Source organism: Rheinheimera sp. ATLC3 (assembly GCF_059429535.1).
In genome coordinates this window covers 2,710,684-2,728,345 of sequence record NZ_CM182103.1, presented here as the reverse complement: position 1 = coordinate 2,728,345, position 17,662 = coordinate 2,710,684, and the positions used below count along the sequence as shown (strand labels likewise).

General features: G+C 50.8%; 19 protein-coding genes. 12 read left to right on the top strand and 7 right to left on the bottom strand.

The window, feature by feature from the left end; genetic code table 11:
* Positions 1 to 152: 152 nt before the first annotated feature.
* A complete protein-coding gene (locus AC5SV9_RS12665) occupies positions 153 to 1,577 on the top strand; it encodes an amidase (RefSeq protein ID WP_475149838.1) in 1,425 nt (474 codons plus the stop codon).
* A 15-nt stretch (positions 1,578 to 1,592) separates the two neighbouring features.
* On the opposite strand, the gene gabT is transcribed toward AC5SV9_RS12665, so the two are convergent.
* Together gabT and AC5SV9_RS12655 are read right to left on the bottom strand one after the other, a co-directional pair.
* Positions 1,593 to 2,891, bottom strand: a complete 1,299-nt coding sequence (gene gabT / locus AC5SV9_RS12660; protein WP_475149841.1) for a 4-aminobutyrate--2-oxoglutarate transaminase — start codon at positions 2,889 to 2,891, stop codon at positions 1,593 to 1,595.
* A 9-nt stretch (positions 2,892 to 2,900) separates the two neighbouring features.
* A complete protein-coding gene (locus tag AC5SV9_RS12655) occupies positions 2,901 to 4,352 on the bottom strand; it encodes an NAD-dependent succinate-semialdehyde dehydrogenase (protein WP_475149842.1) in 1,452 nt (483 codons plus the stop codon).
* An 88-nt stretch (positions 4,353 to 4,440) separates the two neighbouring features.
* Between AC5SV9_RS12655 and AC5SV9_RS12650 the strand changes: the two genes are divergently transcribed.
* The 10 genes from AC5SV9_RS12650 to AC5SV9_RS12605 all read left to right on the top strand — a co-directional run bounded on the left by AC5SV9_RS12650 (position 4,441) and on the right by AC5SV9_RS12605 (position 12,455).
* Positions 4,441 to 5,376, top strand: a complete 936-nt coding sequence (locus AC5SV9_RS12650) for a LysR family transcriptional regulator (protein WP_475149843.1) — start codon at positions 4,441 to 4,443, stop codon at positions 5,374 to 5,376.
* A gap of 110 nt (positions 5,377 to 5,486) precedes the next feature.
* A complete protein-coding gene (locus tag AC5SV9_RS12645; RefSeq protein ID WP_475149846.1) occupies positions 5,487 to 6,212 on the top strand; it encodes a 5-oxoprolinase subunit PxpA in 726 nt (241 codons plus the stop codon).
* Positions 6,209 to 6,901 carry a 5-oxoprolinase subunit PxpB gene (gene pxpB / locus AC5SV9_RS12640; protein ID WP_475149848.1) on the top strand — a complete coding sequence of 231 codons (693 nt, stop codon included), beginning with the start codon at positions 6,209 to 6,211 and terminating at the stop codon, positions 6,899 to 6,901. The genes AC5SV9_RS12645 and pxpB overlap by 4 nt, the downstream gene beginning before the upstream one ends.
* A complete protein-coding gene (locus AC5SV9_RS12635) occupies positions 6,898 to 7,839 on the top strand; it encodes a 5-oxoprolinase subunit C family protein (protein ID WP_475149850.1) in 942 nt (313 codons plus the stop codon). The genes pxpB and AC5SV9_RS12635 overlap by 4 nt, the downstream gene beginning before the upstream one ends.
* Entirely contained in the window at positions 7,840 to 8,688 is an 849-nt protein-coding gene (locus AC5SV9_RS12630; RefSeq protein ID WP_475149852.1) for a DUF4392 domain-containing protein, read from the top strand.
* 148 nt (positions 8,689 to 8,836) lie between these two features.
* A complete protein-coding gene (locus tag AC5SV9_RS12625) occupies positions 8,837 to 9,703 on the top strand; it encodes a D-amino acid aminotransferase (protein ID WP_475149855.1) in 867 nt (288 codons plus the stop codon).
* Between the two features lie 129 nt (positions 9,704 to 9,832).
* The gene (locus AC5SV9_RS12620; RefSeq protein ID WP_475149857.1) at positions 9,833 to 10,372 is read left to right on the top strand and encodes a DUF6795 domain-containing protein; all 540 of its coding nucleotides are present in this window, start codon (positions 9,833 to 9,835) and stop codon (positions 10,370 to 10,372) included.
* Between the two features lie 30 nt (positions 10,373 to 10,402).
* Positions 10,403 to 11,575 carry a lipase family protein gene (locus AC5SV9_RS12615; protein ID WP_475149859.1) on the top strand — a complete coding sequence of 391 codons (1,173 nt, stop codon included), beginning with the start codon at positions 10,403 to 10,405 and terminating at the stop codon, positions 11,573 to 11,575.
* A gap of 171 nt (positions 11,576 to 11,746) precedes the next feature.
* Complete coding sequence (locus AC5SV9_RS12610; protein ID WP_495473537.1) at positions 11,747 to 11,962, top strand: DUF6795 domain-containing protein; 216 nt, start codon at positions 11,747 to 11,749, stop codon at positions 11,960 to 11,962.
* A 151-nt stretch (positions 11,963 to 12,113) separates the two neighbouring features.
* On the top strand, positions 12,114 to 12,455 hold the full coding sequence (locus tag AC5SV9_RS12605; RefSeq protein ID WP_475149861.1) for a hypothetical protein: 342 nt from the start codon (positions 12,114 to 12,116) through the stop codon (positions 12,453 to 12,455).
* A 23-nt stretch (positions 12,456 to 12,478) separates the two neighbouring features.
* On the opposite strand, the gene AC5SV9_RS12600 is transcribed toward AC5SV9_RS12605, so the two are convergent.
* Together AC5SV9_RS12600 and AC5SV9_RS12595 are read right to left on the bottom strand one after the other, a co-directional pair.
* A complete protein-coding gene (locus tag AC5SV9_RS12600) occupies positions 12,479 to 13,066 on the bottom strand; it encodes an FMN-binding negative transcriptional regulator (protein ID WP_475149863.1) in 588 nt (195 codons plus the stop codon).
* An 11-nt stretch (positions 13,067 to 13,077) separates the two neighbouring features.
* Positions 13,078 to 13,476, bottom strand: coding sequence for a GNAT family N-acetyltransferase (locus tag AC5SV9_RS12595; protein WP_475149866.1), 399 nt, complete (start codon positions 13,474 to 13,476; stop codon positions 13,078 to 13,080).
* A gap of 88 nt (positions 13,477 to 13,564) precedes the next feature.
* Here AC5SV9_RS12595 and pdxR point away from each other — a divergent pair, with 88 nt between their 5' ends.
* A complete protein-coding gene (pdxR, locus tag AC5SV9_RS12590) occupies positions 13,565 to 15,001 on the top strand; it encodes a MocR-like pyridoxine biosynthesis transcription factor PdxR (RefSeq protein WP_475149869.1) in 1,437 nt (478 codons plus the stop codon).
* An 8-nt stretch (positions 15,002 to 15,009) separates the two neighbouring features.
* Here pdxR and AC5SV9_RS12585 read toward each other — a convergent pair whose 3' ends face one another.
* From AC5SV9_RS12585 to AC5SV9_RS12575, 3 genes are read right to left on the bottom strand one after another with little or no spacing between them, the layout of a single operon-like run.
* Entirely contained in the window at positions 15,010 to 15,996 is a 987-nt protein-coding gene (locus AC5SV9_RS12585; protein WP_475149871.1) for an isoaspartyl peptidase/L-asparaginase family protein, read from the bottom strand.
* Positions 15,989 to 16,741: a copper homeostasis protein CutC gene (locus AC5SV9_RS12580; protein WP_475149874.1), complete on the bottom strand. Its 753-nt coding sequence runs from the start codon at positions 16,739 to 16,741 to the stop codon at positions 15,989 to 15,991. The genes AC5SV9_RS12585 and AC5SV9_RS12580 overlap by 8 nt, the downstream gene beginning before the upstream one ends.
* Entirely contained in the window at positions 16,728 to 17,633 is a 906-nt protein-coding gene (locus AC5SV9_RS12575; RefSeq protein ID WP_475149876.1) for a glucosamine kinase nucleotide-binding domain-containing protein, read from the bottom strand. The genes AC5SV9_RS12580 and AC5SV9_RS12575 overlap by 14 nt, the downstream gene beginning before the upstream one ends.
* Between the last annotated feature and the right edge of the window lie 29 nt (positions 17,634 to 17,662).

Here is a 17,662-nt window from a genome sequence, read left to right as displayed (position 1 = left end):
TATCGGTTTGCACGATATGTCATGTCCGGACAAAAACTGGCTTACTGGCGGTTAAGCCCGCCTGCATCCATAGTGTAAACCGATGGTTATTCATTTTCTGCGCGCTCTGGCTGTGCGCACAATGGCGTATTATTTGTTAGCGGAGTTTGCCCTTGAGCCCACTTTATCTGCCCCTGACCGAGCAATTGCGCCAGTTTAACAGTGGCCAGTTATCGCCCGTGACGCTAATGCAGCAAAGCCTTCAGCGTATTGCCCGGCATAACCCGGCGCTAAATGCGTTTAACTTTGTGTTTGCCGATACAGCACTGGCGCAGGCAGAGCAGGCCGCCAAGGCCTACCAGCAAGGCTCGGCCGGGCCGCTCTGTGGCTTGCCGCTGGCGATTAAAGACGAAACCTATATCAAGGGGCAAATCACCACCAATGGCTCTCGCTGCCTGGCGGACTTTGTCGCCAAAGAAACCGATCCGGCAGCGCAGCGCTTGCTGGATGCCGGAGCTATTGTGCTTGGCCGCACTACTACTCCGGAATTTTCCACCTCAGCCGTTACCTGGTCAGATTTATGGGGTGTCAGCCGTAACCCATGGAATACTGATTTCACCTGTGGAGGCTCGTCCGGTGGCTCAGCGATTGCCGTAGCCAGTGGCATGGCCAGCTTTGCCAATGCTACCGATATTGGTGGTTCGGTGCGTATTCCGGCAGCGTTTTGTGGCCTGTATGGTTATAAGCCTCCGCATGGACGGGTGGCTGAAATCAGCCCGTATAACATTGATTTGTATTGCCATCACAGCATTCTTACCCGCAGTCTGGAAGACTTACGCTATGTTTACCCCTTGCTGCGCGGTGCTGACTGGCGCGACTCTCATTCGTTTATTCCGGATACCAACCCAGACTTGGCGCCGCGCAAACCGGTTAAGCAGCTAAAAATCGCTGTCTGTGCTCATTTAGGTTTTTACCCGCTGGCGTCCGATATTAAGCGCGAATTGCTGCGAAGCAGCGACGCGTTACGCGCACAGGGCTTGCAGGTGGACGAGGTAGAGCTTAATTGGGATGAGCGTGTAATAGACACTGCCAAAATTCAGCAACGCGCGCTGATGGGGTTATTGCTCAGGCGGCAGTTTGGTAAGCCGGAGCAGCGCGCTATGATGACACCTTATATGCAGCAGTATCTGGCGCAGGTAGATAGTTTAACGCCGGAGCAAATGCTGGATGCCAACTTATATCTGTGCCAGATGTGGGATGCGCTGGCCAGGGTATTTAAACACTATGACTTGTTGCTGTGCCCGACCGTCGCCACCAGCGATATCAGGCCAGACTTTGACTATAGCCAGCATCAGGTTAGCATAGAGGGTAAGACAGTCGATGCCAATAAAGGCTGGTTTATGACTTACCCGTTTAATAGCTTAAGCCAGTGCCCGGTGCTGGCCATGCCCAACGGTTTTTGCGATAACGACGTGCCAAGTTCAGTGCAGATCGTCGGTCAGCCATATCAGGAAGGAGATGTATTTGCCGTGGCAGAAATTTTGGCAGATACCCAGGCCTGCGACTTTTACACTAAGTATTTCCCGCCGCTGACCTGAGCAATACCTTTTACATCATGATGCTGCCAATGCTTTACCCGCGAGCAGACAATCGCTAAGCAATTGACTAAATTGCTGCATGCCTTGCACAGCTTCAGCAAAGGGCATGGTAAGTGGCGGTAAAAAGCGGATCACGTTGTTGTAGTAGCCACAGGGCAGCAAGATCAGGCCATAATCTGGTGCCTTTGCAACCAGTTGTTTAACCAAATCTACGGCAGGACTATCATCGGCATTAACCAACTCCAGCGCAACCATTGCCCCGAGGCCCCTTACATCTTTTACACACTGAGGATAGGTGACAGCTAATGAATTCAATGCGTTAACCAGCAACTGGCCAAGCTCTTTTGCTCTGGCCGGCAATTGCTGTTGCGTCATTTGCCTCAATACCGCTAGCGAAGCAGCACAGGCGACCGGAGAACCACCGTAGGTGCCACCAAGCCCGCCTGCAGCAGGCGCATCCATTATTTGAGCTTTACCGACAACTGCGGCTAGTGGTAAGCCACCCGCAATTCCTTTAGCTAAAGTAACCAAATCTGGTTCAATATCATGATGCTCAATAGCAAACATTTTTCCGGTACGGCCAAAACCTGTTTGGATTTCATCAACAATTAAAACTATACCGTGCTCATCACAGCATTTACGTAACGCCTGCATCAACTTGGCTGGCGCAGGATAAAAGCCCCCTTCGCCCTGCAAGGGTTCAATTATTATTGCGGCAACATCAGTTGGTGCAATTGTCGCTTTAAACAGATTATTTAGCGCCAGCAGACTATGCTCAGTGGTGACATCGTGGCAGGCCATCGGAAAAGGTATATGATAAATATCAGCGTTAAAGGGGCCAAAACCTGTTTTATAAGGCGTAACCTTACCTGTTAACGCCATCGCAAGGTTAGTTCGCCCATGAAATCCGCCCTGAAATGCAACCACCCCCCGACGGCCTGTATAACTTCTGGCAATTTTTATCGCATTCTCTACTGCCTCAGCACCCGTAGTGACTAATATGACTTTTTTTTCATCTTCACCCGGCATTAGACTGACTAACTGCTCCGCCAATTCTACAGCAGCTGAGTATGGTGTGATCATCAGGCAACTATGTGCCAGATTCTGCAATTGCTGTATCGCTGCCGACAATACTGCCGCATTGCCATGCCCAGTGTTACACACGGCTATGCCGCTAGCAAAGTCTAGGTAGGACTTGCCCTGAGCATCCCAAAGCCGAGCGTTTTCAGCGCGCTCAATATACACAGGCAATAAATTGCCCTGCCCTCTTGCGAATACCCGATTTTTACGGTGTTGCCACTGTTGATTTTCCACAAAACCTCCTTAATCCAGCCCTCCTAGGGCCATATATTTCAAGTCTGTATAATCGTCTAAGCCATATTTTGAGCCTTCCCGACCAAACCCTGACTGTTTGATCCCCCCAAAAGGTGCTGCAGCGTTGGACACTATGCCTTCATTAATTCCCAGCATGCCAAATTGAAGCTGGCGCGCTACCCGGAATACACGGCCGATGTCGCGGCTGTAAAAATAAGCAGCAAGGCCTGCATCGGTATAATTTGCCAAAGCCAGTACCTCCTCTTCGTTATCAAAGCTGATTAATGGAACTACCGGCCCGAAAATTTCTTGCTGACACACAGCCATGCTCATGTCAGTGTCCGCTAAGATGGTTGGTTGATAAAATCGACGGCCTGCAACATCTGCTCTGCCACCGCATAACAAACAGGCGCCATCTTCAATCGCTGCATTTACCAGCTGCTGTACCCTAACTACGGCGCTGTCACTTATAAGTGGACCAATCTGACTATCAGGCTCTGAACCTGGCGCAAGCTTCAAGTCAACGACGGCTTCGAGAAGCTTGGTGCTAAATTGTTTTGAGACAGAGTTATGAACAAACACACGGTTAGCGGACACACAAGTTTGCCCGGCGTTACGAAACTTTGACGCAATCAATCCGCTGACGGCGGCATCTAAATCAGCATCGTCAAACACAATAAAAGGCGCATTTCCACCAAGTTCCATTGTGACTCGCTTAACCGAAGCGGCACATTGAGCCAGCAGTTTTTTACCTACAGCAGTAGAGCCAGTAAAACTAAATTTTTGGATCTGTTGATTAGCGGTCAACACCTCGCCAATTGCTTTTGCATCAGTACCCACCACAACGTTAAACACCCCAGAAGGTATTCCAGCTTGCTGCGCCAAAGTTGCCAGGGCCAATGCTGATAATGGCGTTTCCGCCGCGGGCTTAACAACAAAGGTGCAGCCTGCGGCAAGGGCAGCGGCAGCCTTTCTGGTAATCATTGCATTGGGAAAATTCCATGGTGTAATAGCAGCAACAACTCCAACGGGTTGGCGCAACACCAGAATTGCTTTGTTGCTTGCCGCAGCAGGTATGGTATCGCCGTAAAGCCGAATGGCCTCCGCAGCAAACCATTTTATGTAGCTGGCACCGTAGGCAATTTCAGTTTTTGCTTCTTTTAGTGGTTTGCCCTGCTCTAGCGTAAGCAGCAATGCCAGCTCGTCTTGATTAGATAATATAAGGTCGTGCCATACTTCAAGAATGGCGGCCCGGGTCGCTGCAGGCAGTGCTGACCAGGCAAATAATGCCTCTGTCGCTGCATTAACCGCATGTAAAGCTTGCTGTTCATTTGCATCCGCTAACTGGGCAAGTGTGCTGTCATCAGCAGGATTACGTACTAAAAACTTTTTCTTACCAGCAAACCATTCACCGGCAATATAGCTACCAACTGGTGGCTGTGAGAAAAACGGTATTGTCATAAGTCCCCCCCTATACAGGTAATTGCACCGCAAAGGCTGAGGACATTAAATATCAAACTTCTGAACCTTAGTTTGAAGGAATTCAAACATGACAAAAACACCGTTAAGACCGCTGACTCAATACGATTTGAAGTTATTACAGGTATTTCAGACAGTAGTGGATTGTAATGGTTTGAGTGCCGCAGAACCGGTACTGAACATCGGTCTCAGTAGTATCAGCTTATATATATCCAGCCTGGAGCAGCGGCTGCGACTTAAGTTATGCTACCGCGGCCGGCATGGATTTATGCTAACAGAACAAGGCTCGGCTATTTATAGCGCGCTGCAACAGCTGCAGCAAGCACACCGTCTGTTTAGTCAGCAAGTAAATGCTTTACAAGATAGCTATAGCGGTACTTTGCGGCTGCTCCTCGCAGATCAATTGGAAAGTGCGAGGCAGCTGGTGCTTACACGGGCATTACAAAAATTGGTAAAAAAAGCACCACAGCTGCAGATCCGGCTGGAACTCTTACCTCTTATCCAAATTGAGCAGGCATTACTGAAGCAGCAAGCTGATCTAGCATTAATGCCTGGCTACCGCCGTATTGAGCAACTTGAGTATCAGCTGGCGTTTCGCACTCCGGTTTATCTATGCTGTGCTGCAGGACATCCATTGTTTAGTGTAAAAGAGCAGGAATTAACGCCAGAACAACTTTGGCAGCACCAAACCATACATCCGGGTATGGATATTAACCCTGAGGGACGCCGCTTGTTACAACAGCTAAACTGCACTGCTGAGGCTTATACTTTTGATCTGCGACTGGCACTAATTTTAACCGGGCGTTATATGGGCTTCTTACCTGATACCCTAGCGGCAACTTACCAAAAAAGCGGTCAGCTGCGGCTTTTAAAGCCAACATTGTATCAGTATCCGTTTGAACAATACTTGGTGTGCCGCTCAGATGAGTCACAGCAGAGCAAAAGTCGGTTGATGTTAAAATTGCTGATGGAGACGATTGATGGCGATAAAGATGCAATACCATAGGTTAAACCGATATCGTCTCACTGTAGAATTTGGTCGCATCCGACTAGACTATTACTAAAATTAAACGCAACATGAATAAATTATTTTTCAGCTGCGACGACGAGGGCAGGATGAAACTGAATTGTGATTTAGGCGAAAGCTTCGGCAGCTGGCAAATGGGACTGGATGCCGCTGTGATGCCGTACATTGATATGGCTAATATTGCCTGTGGTTTTCATGCCGGCGATGCCGACGTGATGGCCAAAACCCTCAAAATGGCTAAGCAGCATGGCATTGCTGTTGGCGCGCATCCTTCGTACCCGGATCTGCAAGGCTTTGGCCGGCGCAGTATGGCGCTGTCTGCCAGCGAAATTATTAATACTATGCGCTATCAGATAGCAGCGCTGGACGGTATGGCACAAAGTGCTGGTGTCTCTATAAGCTACGTTAAACCACATGGCGCGTTGTACAACGACATGATGGCCAGCGCCAGTGTTTTCGACGCAGTACTGGACGCAGTGGCGGGCTACTACCGGCCACTTAAATTAATGATTCTGGCCACGGCAGAGCAACAGCATTATCGTGACTTAGCCAATGCCAAAGGCGTCAGCCTGCTGTTTGAAGCTTTTGCTGACCGCCGTTATACCGACGATGGCAAACTGACACCAAGGGCTGAGCCCGGTGCTGTGTTGCATGAAGCCGAGATGCTGGCTCAGGTATCGCAACTGGTGACTCAGGGCACGGTAACAACAACCTCGGGCAAAGCCCTGCAACTTAGCGCAGATACACTGTGCGTGCACGGCGATAATCAGGCTGCTATCGCTCAGGTAGAAAAAATTAAGGCCCTGCTGGCATGAGTCAGGTGCAATATCAACTGAGTAATGCCGGGGAAAACGCTTTGATGCTGTATTTCGAGCAGCGCATTGATCCGGCAATATCCGCGCTGGTACAGCAGGCTTGTGAACTTATCCGTGCAGAATTATCGGAACATTTGCTTGATATACTGCCATCTTACGCGTCAATACTGGTGGTATTTGCCCCCTTCAGTACAGACTTGTACCGGGTACGCCGTCAGTTGCAACATTGCCTGCAACAATTGCGAAGTGGTAACGACTCCACCGGCAGGCAAATTGAACTGCCGGTCTACTACAGCGAAGAAAGCGGCCCGGATTTGGCTCTGATTGCCAGTACAAAAAACATCAGTATTGCAGAGGTGATCAGACGTCATCAGGCCGTCAGCTACCGCGTTTATGCCATTGGCTTTGCGCCGGGTTTTGCTTACCTGGGTGAAGTTGACCCGATACTTCAAATGCCTCGTCTTAGTTCACCACGGGCAAAAGTACCACGCGGTGCAGTTGCAATAGCCGACCGGCAAACAGCAGTTTACCCGGCCCCCTCACCCGGTGGCTGGAACCTGATTGGCTTGTGCCCTACAGCTATGTTCACCCCCGCCGCTACACCGGTTATGCCGGTTGCTGTCGGTGACGAGGTGCGCTTTGTGGCTGTTGATAAAGCTGAATTTATACGTTTGGGAGGCGAAGTATGAGCAGTTTTACCGTACTGGCTCCCGGCGTGCTTAGCCTGCTACAGGATCTGGGCCGTTTTGGCCAGGCTGCGCTGGGTCTGACAACTGGCGGGCCAATGGACCCCCAATCCGCGTACTGGGCAAACCGGCTGCTGTCTAACCCACAAGGCTCTACCCTGATTGAGTGCAGCGTTGGCGGTTTACAGTTAAAAGCCAATGGCAGTAGCTACATTGCCGTCACCGGGGCTAATGCCGCTTTAACAATTAATGGCAAAGCTGCGCAGGCGTGGACGACGCATAAAGTTAGCAATGGCGACGTTATCGAATTAGCCATGGCAAGCCAGGGCCTGCGCTGCTATCTGGCGGTGGCAGGCGGTTTTGACGTTAAGCCGCAATTTGGCAGCACCTCGACAGTGCTACGCGAGGGCGTTGGCGGCCTGAATGGTAACAAACTGCAAGCCGGCGATAGCCTGCCTGCCGCACAGGTGACAAGCCTGCCGAGGTTACAATTGCCTGCACAATACCGGCCCCAGTTTAACCGTATTCTGACCTTGCGACTGATTGAGGGTTACCAGGCAGCAAGTTTCGCCAGCACCGAACGCCAGCGTTTTTACCTCAACAGCTATCAGGTTACGCCGCAGGCTGACCGCATGGGCTACAAGCTAAAAGGCGGCGCCATCCGTTGCCAGCAAAGCCAGCTGTTATCAGAGGGTATCTGTTATGGCGCTGTGCAAATACCCCCGGATGGCCAGCCAATAGTACTGCTGAACGACCGGCAAACGTTGGGCGGTTACCCGAAAATCGGTTCTGTGCTGTCGCTTGACTGCGCGCTGCTGTCACAAGCCGGTGCAGGAGTAGAGGTATACTTTACGCCCATCAGCGCCGAGCAGGCCCATAATGCCCTGTGTCTGGCCAAAGTACGCACCGACGCCATCACCAGCCAGTTGGTAACACTATAGATGACGATATTAAATACCGATTTTCTGGCCATCAGCCAGCAGATAGAACAGTTATTAGTGCGGCAAAACCTGCGCGGCATGGCGACACTTAAGCCTCATTTACGGCCCGGTTATATTCTGCGAGCAGCAAGACTGCTTAATCAGTGCCGCGGCACTGTGCTTATCGGCACCGGCTTCCCGGTATTAGACACTTTTGAAACCGATGGCCCTGTCGGTGCTATTGGCCTTTACCAGTTGCTGAAACAGCTTGGCGCCAGGCCGATTATTGTCTGTGGCGACCCGTTGTACAGCGCACTTAAAGCAGATTATCAGTGCTACCAAATTAGCGTTAATCAGTATGATGCGCTGCCAGTGGTCGCCAGTGAGGCGCTGGCCGAATTGCAGCCGCAGCTGGTGATCTCTATTGAACGCCCTGGGTTTAATGCCCAGCACCGCTACGCCAATATGCGCGGTGAAGATATATCACTGCGCTGCGCCAGCTTTGATTATTTTCTGACATTGGCGGCCTGCCCCAGCATTGGTATAGGCGATGGCGGCAATGAAATTGGTATGGGCAACCTGTATCAACAGGTCAGCCAGCTAAACATTACGCCTTCGGTGACACAATGTGATGAACTGATAGTGGCAGATGTATCAAATTGGGCAGCCTGGGGCCTTGCCGCCATGGTGTCGGCGCTGCGTGGTGAAGACCTGTTAGCGAGCTCTGACCCACTGGCCATTTTGCAGTATTTATCGGCCAAAGGCAGTGTGGATGGTGTTACCCGGCTAAATACACTGACCGAAGATGGCCTGCCTCATACCGAGGGCCTGCAATTGATAACAGATCTGACTGAAGTGTTGAAAATATGATGTAACCGCCGAACCGATATACCCACACCAACACGCCGTGAATACATCCCTGTAGGCTCGATTCCGGCATCCATGCCGTCAACGGTTGGCTTAGGGTACATCGATTCTGCTGAATGAATATCTGAATAGCATTTTAAAGAGAACCGCAATGACAACAGTATATTTAAACGGTGCCTTTGTACCGGCCAGTGAAGCCAAGATATCGCCAATGGACCGCGGCTTCTTATTTGGCGATGGCATCTATGAAGTGATCCCAAGCTATGCAGGACGCTTTGTCGGTTTTGGCCCGCATATCGACCGCATGCACAGCGGCCTGGCACAACTGTCAATTGACCCCAAGCTCAGCCAGGCAGACTGGCAGCAGATCGCCGACCAACTGCTGGCCGACAACCGCGCAGAGCTTGGAGACAATATCGGCGTGTATTTTCAGGTAAGCCGCGGTACAGACACCAAACGTGGCCATGCTTTCCCGGCTAATATCAGCCCAACTGTATTTGGCTTTGCCTTTGCTATTCCGCCTGAACCGGTAGCCGATAAAGCCAAAGCTACAACCTATGCTGTTGTGACCGGGCAGGATTTACGCTGGCAGCGTTGCCACATTAAATCGACATCGCTGCTGGGCAACGTGCTGCACTATCAGCAAGGCTACAGCCAGGGCGCGCAGGAAATTCTGCTGTTTGATAAAGACGGTAACTTAACCGAAGGCGCGGCAGTGAATGTGTTCGTTGTCAAAGACGGCGTTATCGCCACCCCGCCGCTGAGCCATAAATTACTGCCTGGCATTACCCGCCACATTTTGCTGGCAATATTGGCAGCGCACAGCTCACTGAAAGTAGAAGAGCGCGATATCAGTGAAGCTGAAGTGCTGGCGGCTGACGAAATCTGGCTGACCAGTTCCAGTAAAGAAATTGCACCGGTGTTGTTTGTTAACGATAAACCGGTAGGCGATGGTTTAGTTGGCGATGTTTGGCTGCAGGTACAACAGCTATTCAGCCTTTACAAATTCAACTACTAAGCAATGTCGCGCTGTAACGTCCGTTACAGCGCATTTCAGCCACTTTTTCCGCATTTTAACAAATAATTAATTTACAAAAAATTATTATTTGGTTATCTTTTCGCAACGTCCATTTCAGCCAACCATCGGATGACGACTGGTATGTTCAGGCAAAAGCCTTTTACGTTGCTAATGGCAGCACTGAGTTTTCTAATATTTATTGTTTTTTCACAACAGGTTACAGCAGATATGTTTGCTTGGTTTAAAAAATACGATGTGCATTTGTCGCCAGAAGTGCAAGGGAAAATTACGTTAAATGGTAAACCTTTGTCAGGCATAAAAGTGTTTAGGGAACTTGATTACGACAAATCTTATAACGATGAAGCTATCACCAATGAGCAGGGCCAGTTTTATTTTCCAGAGAAGAATATTAAATCCCGATTGCCAGGCAATAAATTAGATCAATCGACAATTCGGCAAGTTATATCTTTAGACTATCAAAGCAAAACTTACGTGCTTTGGTATACCTCAACACCGAGTATTGAGCCACATGCTACCTTTAAAAATCTTCTGAAAGCATTAAATTGCGATTTAACTTCACCCGAAGAAAAATACCGTTTGCCTAACATCGAGTACCCCGACTTTCCTCATGGCGTTGTAAGTATTTGCCAATTGGATACCTCTTCATAACGTCAGTTTTCACAAAAGGAATTTACCCAAATGAATACTATCACCCCAAAAATTGCCTCCGACTTAGCTAGTCTGGTTTATGACATCCGTACACCAACATCTCGAGGAGTGTACCGGTTTAGCCGTGATTCGGAGAGCACAAAACACTTTTCGTTCGACTTGTCCAACGGGCCAGTGCAAGGTGTCAGCGGTGGCGGTCCTTTTGGGTTGTTCAATAAAACGACTGGCTTTGCCATCGTCGGGCAGGGAAAAGACCGTTACAGAAATCACGTAGCTATTGCGATACGTGGCACCAAGTTCACCAGCGGTAATGACTGGCTTACTAATGCAAATATTGGCTACGCCGGTTCAGACAGTGGCAGTATGGTGCATGCGGGATTTAACAAAACTTTTCAGAGTATGAAATCAATTTTTGAGAGAACCCTGACTCCTGTTTTGTCAGGCTCCACAACTGTACATTGCGTTGGCCACAGTTTAGGGGGCGCACTGGCTTCACTCACTGCCGATTGGGTCAAACTACGCTATAAATGTCCAGTAAATCTTTACACTTTTGGTGCACCGAGGGTTGGCTTAGAAAGTTTTGCCATAAAGCACACCGGTAGTTTGGACGGAGGTATTTATCGCTGTACACATGGTGCAGATCCGGTGCCGTTAGTTCCGCTCTGGCCATTTCACCATGCACCTTATAAAGGCGTGGAATATCGTCTGGATGCAGGCCAGGGGATTAACATTGGTGCACATGGAATGCACTACACGGATACACCGGGTTATGCTAATACAGCAAACAGCGAAGACTGGGGTAGCTTAGGTGATCGCTCCGCAGACATAGTGAGACCTGTAGAGCTGGACTACGATAAACGCCACCAAGCTTCATTTACCACTTACTGGGCCAATAAAATCGGTGATGCGTTGATTACTTTGCTTAAAGCTGCGGGGAAATTAACTGCTGTTATCGCTCAAGCGGGTATCAGTACCGGCTTAACCTTTTACGACATGTTGGCTCGCACACTGGAAGATGTTGCTAAATCGACTACACAATTCGCCGGACAAGTGCGAGGTTTATTAGGACATATGCTAGTTTTTGCTCGTCAGGCGATTACCACTGTGACAGATCTTTCCTTTAAATTTATCCGTTGGGTATTTGAAAAAACTGTCGGAACACTATACCGCAGTGCTCGAAACGCAATTGATAGCGTCTTATAGAACTTACGGACCAGATAGTGAGCACTATCTGGTCCGAGTCATTTAATGAATCTCACTGTTTCATGCAGATCAATTTTGTTGATGTCAGCTCTGACGATGATCTATCCGCGACAGGTAATGGTAGATATGTTTGGCTGGTTAAAAAAATACGATGTGTAATTGTCACCTGCAGTGCGAGGCAAGGTGTTACTAAACGGGCAGCCTTTAGAGGAGGTACTTGTGTCTCGTGAGCTTCATTACGACAAAGAGTATGTTGATAAAACTACGACAGATGCTGAAGGCAATTTTCGCTTCACAGAGAAAAATATCCGCTCCCGTATACCTGGAGGTCTGTGGGAAATGAGAACCCGCCAGGTGAAGAGAGATCTGACTTTCCTCATGGCGTGATAAGTACCTGTCGTTGGCCTGATTAAGAACAAATTACAATGCCGTTCTGTGGCAAGTATTTAAGGATTAAACTTTGGGCATCATTCTTTTACCGGCTTTTTTGTTTTATGCAGCAGCGGCTGTTTACGGTACGATTAGAGGCTACAAAATAATGACATTACATGGGCCGGGGTTATACCTCGGTATACTGCTTACCTGTGTCTTGATTTGTGCTGCACTGCCGACAATAAACATCTATTTCCGTTTTAAAACGGCAACCAGTTTGTGGGTGTTTGACATACCAACCAGCCTGCTATTTAACTCAATAGCGGCTGGATTAATAGTAGTTAGCTTTGCCGTCTTAAATATGCATTGGGTAGTGAAGCAACCGATACCCGTGCCGATTACCGTAGTAGCAGCCGGCATACTTCTGGGCATTGCAGCAGGCACCTTACTCAACCTGCTTTTTGTTGAACAACTTCTGGGTTTAGACAAACTTCCCCGCACTTATTAAGAGAGATAAAACAAACATGAGAGTTAGTTCGCGCAGGCCCTCAGCATCAACTGCCATACGGTAGCGGGTTGCTCGGTTTGCTGTAAATAACTCATCACGGCCTGTTTTTCTGCTGGCGATTTATTCTGCGACAACTTAAAGCGCCCGTGCATCTGGCTTATATCGATATCAACCCCGACTATCGCCTGCACCAGTTTTTGTTGATAATCAGCCGCCTGCAGCATACCAGGAGCGCTGTGTGCTTCCTGTTTTCGTACCAATGCCAGTGTCTGCTGATGATCAAGCAGCCGTGCGGTGCCTGTAAGCTCTGCCAGAGTATAATTCCAGGTAGAGACTGCAGGTTGCTGTTGGTAGCAACTGGCTGGTACAAAAGCATGCGGCCCCAGGATAACTATGCTGACCTCTTTCCCGTCCAGATGGTTAAGCTGTGGGTTATTGCGGGCCAGATGGCAGTAAGCTTTAGCTGCTTCACCCTGCCAGTCAAATAAAAACGGCAGCGGCGTATATGCAATACCGCCACTGTGGCTCAACAGCAGGCCAAAGTAATGCTGCTGCAAAAATGCCTGCAATTGTGCAATGTCGTCTGTTTGGTAATATGGCGGCGGATACACTGTCAGCTCCTTTAGTACTGACGCTGGATATGAAAAGCATTATCAATAGCACTGAAGCCGACTTTGGGATAATACTGCATGGCAGAAGGCGCACTGCGTAAAAGCTGCTGTACCTGCGGCCCCGTAGCTTGCTGCACCGCAGCCAGTAATGCCTTACCGATGCCTTGCTGCTGATAGGTTTTATCGACCAGTAAATCGCAGATATACACCACATAAGCCCGGTCAGTTAAACAACGCGCCAGGCCAAGCAGTTTTCCGTCTAGCCTGGCGGTGATTAATAAATTACTACTGGCCAACATAATGGCCATCCGCTCGCGGTCAGCTATCGGGCGGTTGATGCCCGATGCCTGATAAAGCGCCAGCATCTCATCCAGATTAAAGTGTGTTTCCTGCTGTATGTGTAATGTCACGTCTTAGCCTCCTGATTGCGTTTTTTACAGCTTACTGAGTAAACTGGTACTTTAAAAAGCACCAGTTTTTACAAAATAGGAGATCCAGTTGCGTTTACTGACAGACAGCCTGCTGCTGGATGGCGAGGGTAGCCTGCAACAGCAGTTATACCGCTCATTAAAACAACCCATGTTATTCGGCCAATGGCCGGGCGGCGCGCTGCTGCCATCAAGCCGGCAGTTGGCCGCTGATTTGTGCTTAAGCCGTAATACGGTAAATCAGGTATTGCAGCAACTGGTCGCTGAGGGCTATATCGAGGGCCTGCCAGGCCGGGGTTACCGGGTGTGCGAGTTACCAGAACAGTATTTTCAGCCCGCAGACACGCAGCTTTATACAGATCACAGCCTGTCATTAAACCATTACAACCTGCCACTAAAACATGGGCCGGTAAACGGTACACTGCAACCAGGCGTACCGGCACTGCAGTTATTCCCCTACGCTATATGGCAGCGGCTGCAGCAACGACATGGCAACCGCGCCGCTCTGCACGGCTTTGCCGACCCTTTAGGTTATTTGCCACTGCGACAAGCTTTGGTGCCGTATTTACGTCAGTCACGCCAGGTTGTCTGTGATGAACACAACATTCTGATCACTGCCGGGGCGCAGCAGGCGCTGTTTGTCGCCGCTAAACTGGTGGCCCGTGCCGGTGATAGTGTGCTGATGGAAACACCGGGTTATCCCAGGCTAAAACAGGCGCTGCAACTGTGTCAGTTACACATAACACATCTGGATGCGGCTTCAACTGAAGGGCTGAACATCAACGCTCTGCCATCGCCGTGCCAGGCTAAAGCATTGTTCCTAACACCGGGGCACCAATATCCGCTGGGCGGTATTATGCCACTAAGCCAGCGGCTGGCATTGCTGGACTGGGCAAAACAGCACGCTATCTGGCTGGTAGAAGATGACTACGACAGTGAATTCCAATACCGGCACCGCCCTGTCGCCAGCCTGCAAGGTCTGGCGGGCGGAGAGGGCGTACTGTTTGCCGGCTCATTCAGTAAAACGTTATTCCCGGCACTCAGGCTAGGGTATTTGGTCGCGCCGCGTGCGGTTATAGCACAGGCTGCGGCGATAGTGCAGGCATTACATGGTGATGTGGCACTGCTGACGCAGGCGGTACTGGCTGATTTTATCAGCGAAGGCCACTTTGGCCGCCACCTGAGAAAAATGCGCCGCTATTATCAGCAAAATAAACTGTTAGCTATCAGCATATTACAGCAGGGATTGCCAGATTGCCGCTTACACGCGACGGAAGCAGGTTTGCATCTGGTATTGGAGTTTCCACAGCCAATTGACGAAGGCCAACTACTGGCCGGGCTTAGCCTGCATGGTATAAAAGCCCAGCCACTGAGCCGCTATATATTCAGTGCTACGCCGCGTTATGGTTTGGTGATCGGTATTGCCAACAGCAACCAGGTGGAATTAGCCGCTGCGCTACAACAGTTGATCGCTTTAAGCCGGCAGGCTTTGCCGGAACAGACTTGAGCAGCTTATTAGCCACTGAGCAAAGCCGCCGCTGGGTACAGTTTACTGCCGCCCGGTTGCTGCACAGCGTAATTAAACCCCGGCTGCAGGCAGTAGCTGCCATATTCACCCTGTTTATTCAGCGCAATAAAGCCAATTTGAGTGTCAGCAATATTGCCGTTACGCAGTTTTAGCTTGTGGTAGATCCGCTGCACGGCCTGCTCGCATGCCTGCTGCGGGCTGTACCCCTGACGCATCAGCTCTACCACCAGAAAAGATCCCGTTACCCGGATCACTTCTTCGCCATGACCGGTGGCGGTGGCTGCGCCGATTTCGTTATCAACATAGAGCCCGGCGCCAATAATGGGCGAGTCGCCTACCCGGCCGTGCATTTTAAACGCCATGCCACTGGTGGTACAGGCACCGCCTAAGTTGCCATGGCTGTCCAGCGCCAGCATACCTATGGTGTCATGGTTTTCGATATTAACAATTGGCCGGTAGTTGGCATCTTTGAGCCACTGCCGCCATTCTTGCTCCGACTCAGCTGTCAGTAAATTCTCGGCGGTAAAGCCCTGTGTCAGCGCAAAATCAAGCGCGCCCTGGCCGACCAGCATCACATGCGGGGTATGTTCCATTACGGCCCGCGCTACGGCTACCGGATGTTTAATCTGCTGCAAGGCAGCGACAGCACCTATATTGGCGAATTCATCCATAATGCAGGCATCCAAAGTGACTTTTCCGTCGCGATCCGGCCGGCCTCCATAACCCACACTGCGCTCAGTCGGGTCAGCCTCTGTCAGCATTACGCCACGCTGCACTGCATCCACTGCGCGGGCGCCTTGCTGCAACAACCTAAATGCGACCTCGTTCGCCTGCATGCCAAAGTCCCAGGTACTTATCACCACGGGCTTTCGCGCCGGTGCGGCCACAGCTGCACACCCCGGTAATAATGCCGAAGCCGAAACACCGGCACCAAACATCGCGCTGAGTTTTAAAAAATAACGCCGTTTAAGCATCGGCTTCTCCATGTTGTTTGTTTACCGGCTTAGCTACGCACTGCTGCAGTTGTTCAAGCTTCGCCGCATCTACTTTGCCTTCGGTTAGAACCGCGGAGTGCAAATGCCAGCATAGCTGCGCATTGCCCTGAAGGGTTTGTTGCAGCTGTGGCAAATTAGCCAGCGTAACCCCGCCACCTGCTACCAGCATCAGCCGGCGGTCAATATACTGCTGCAAAGCTGCCAACTGCCGTGTGCCCAACGTTATGCTGTGTTGTTGCTGCCACGGCGTGCCGTTGCTGAGAATGCGCTGCACACCCAAGGCCAGCAGCTGCTCAACTGCGTTAGCGGGGCTGCTGCAGGCATCAAAAGCCCGGTGAAAAGTGCACGCCAGGCCCAGTTGCCGGCATTGCTGTAGCAGCAGCGTTAAAAACGGCATATCCGGCTGAGCATCAGCTGTAAGTGCACCAACCACTATGCCGTCAGCGCCTAGCTGCGCTGCTTGCTGTAGCTGCGCCTGTATCTGCTGCTGCTCTGTCACCGAGTAGATGAAATTGCCGGCTCTTGGTCTGAGCATTACCCATAATTGTGTATGTGAATTACAGGCCTGCCGGGCCTGTGCTAACGCCTCGGCGCCAACCGACAGCCCCTGTTGCGCCATCTGGCTGCACAACTCAATGCTGTCGATACCAGCGGCACACACTGTCTGGATATTCGTAGTCAGATACCGGCTGTCACTATCCAGACAAATTTCAATTTGCGCCATGCAGCCTTGCCTCCTGCTCTGCCCGTGCCAGTTGTTGACGGGCATAATAAATCGCTCCTACCGTTGCCGGTGCCAGCGGCAACGCAAAGCTGCCGTGCCGTGCTGCGGGCAGGTACGTCTGTAAACGCTGGCCCACTCCACCAAGCAGGCAACAACGCCCTGCTGGCAACTGCCGCTTCAGCGTGGCAATAAAATCTAACGCCTGTTGCAACATATTCAGCGCTACCGCATCACCGCTGTCAGCAGCCTGAAACACCAAAGGTGCCAGTTCAGCATACTGCTGAGGGGTAGCCTGCAGCAGTTGCTCAGCCATCAGCGCCGCACCACCGTCAAAGTGTTGTTGTAGTAAGCCGCTTAACCGGGTTGCAGGCGCCAGACCGTCAAGCGCCAGCAACACGGCCTGCACCGCTTGCAAGCCCAAGCCGGCACCGCTACAAACCGCATTGATTGGAAAGCCATAGCCACCCAGCAGGGTTTCATCCTGCCCAGTCAGCCCGATAGCACTAAAACCGGTGCCAAGAATAATGACACTGCCTGCCCCACCACCATGGGCGCCGTAACAGGCTGCATGTAAGTCGGTGGTAACATGCCAACTGGTAAAGGGGTGCTGCCACTGTAGTGCAGTGGTTTTTAACACTGCCAGATGCGCCCCGGCGAAACCTGCGCCGACATGCAAACGCCCGTAAGCATTGCTGTCCAGCCCGGCCTGCTGTAAAGCGGCATTCAGCGCCTGCCAAACATTAGCTTCAACCCGTGGCCAACCCAGCCCCAGGTTTGCCGCGCCGGAGTGGCCTTCTCCAAGCAATTTACCACTCTCATCTTCCAGCCTTACCCGGCAATGACTGCCGCCGGCATCAATACCGGCGAACAGCGCAGCGCTTTCACTTAACATCCGTCAGACTACCTTTATCAGAAAAGGCG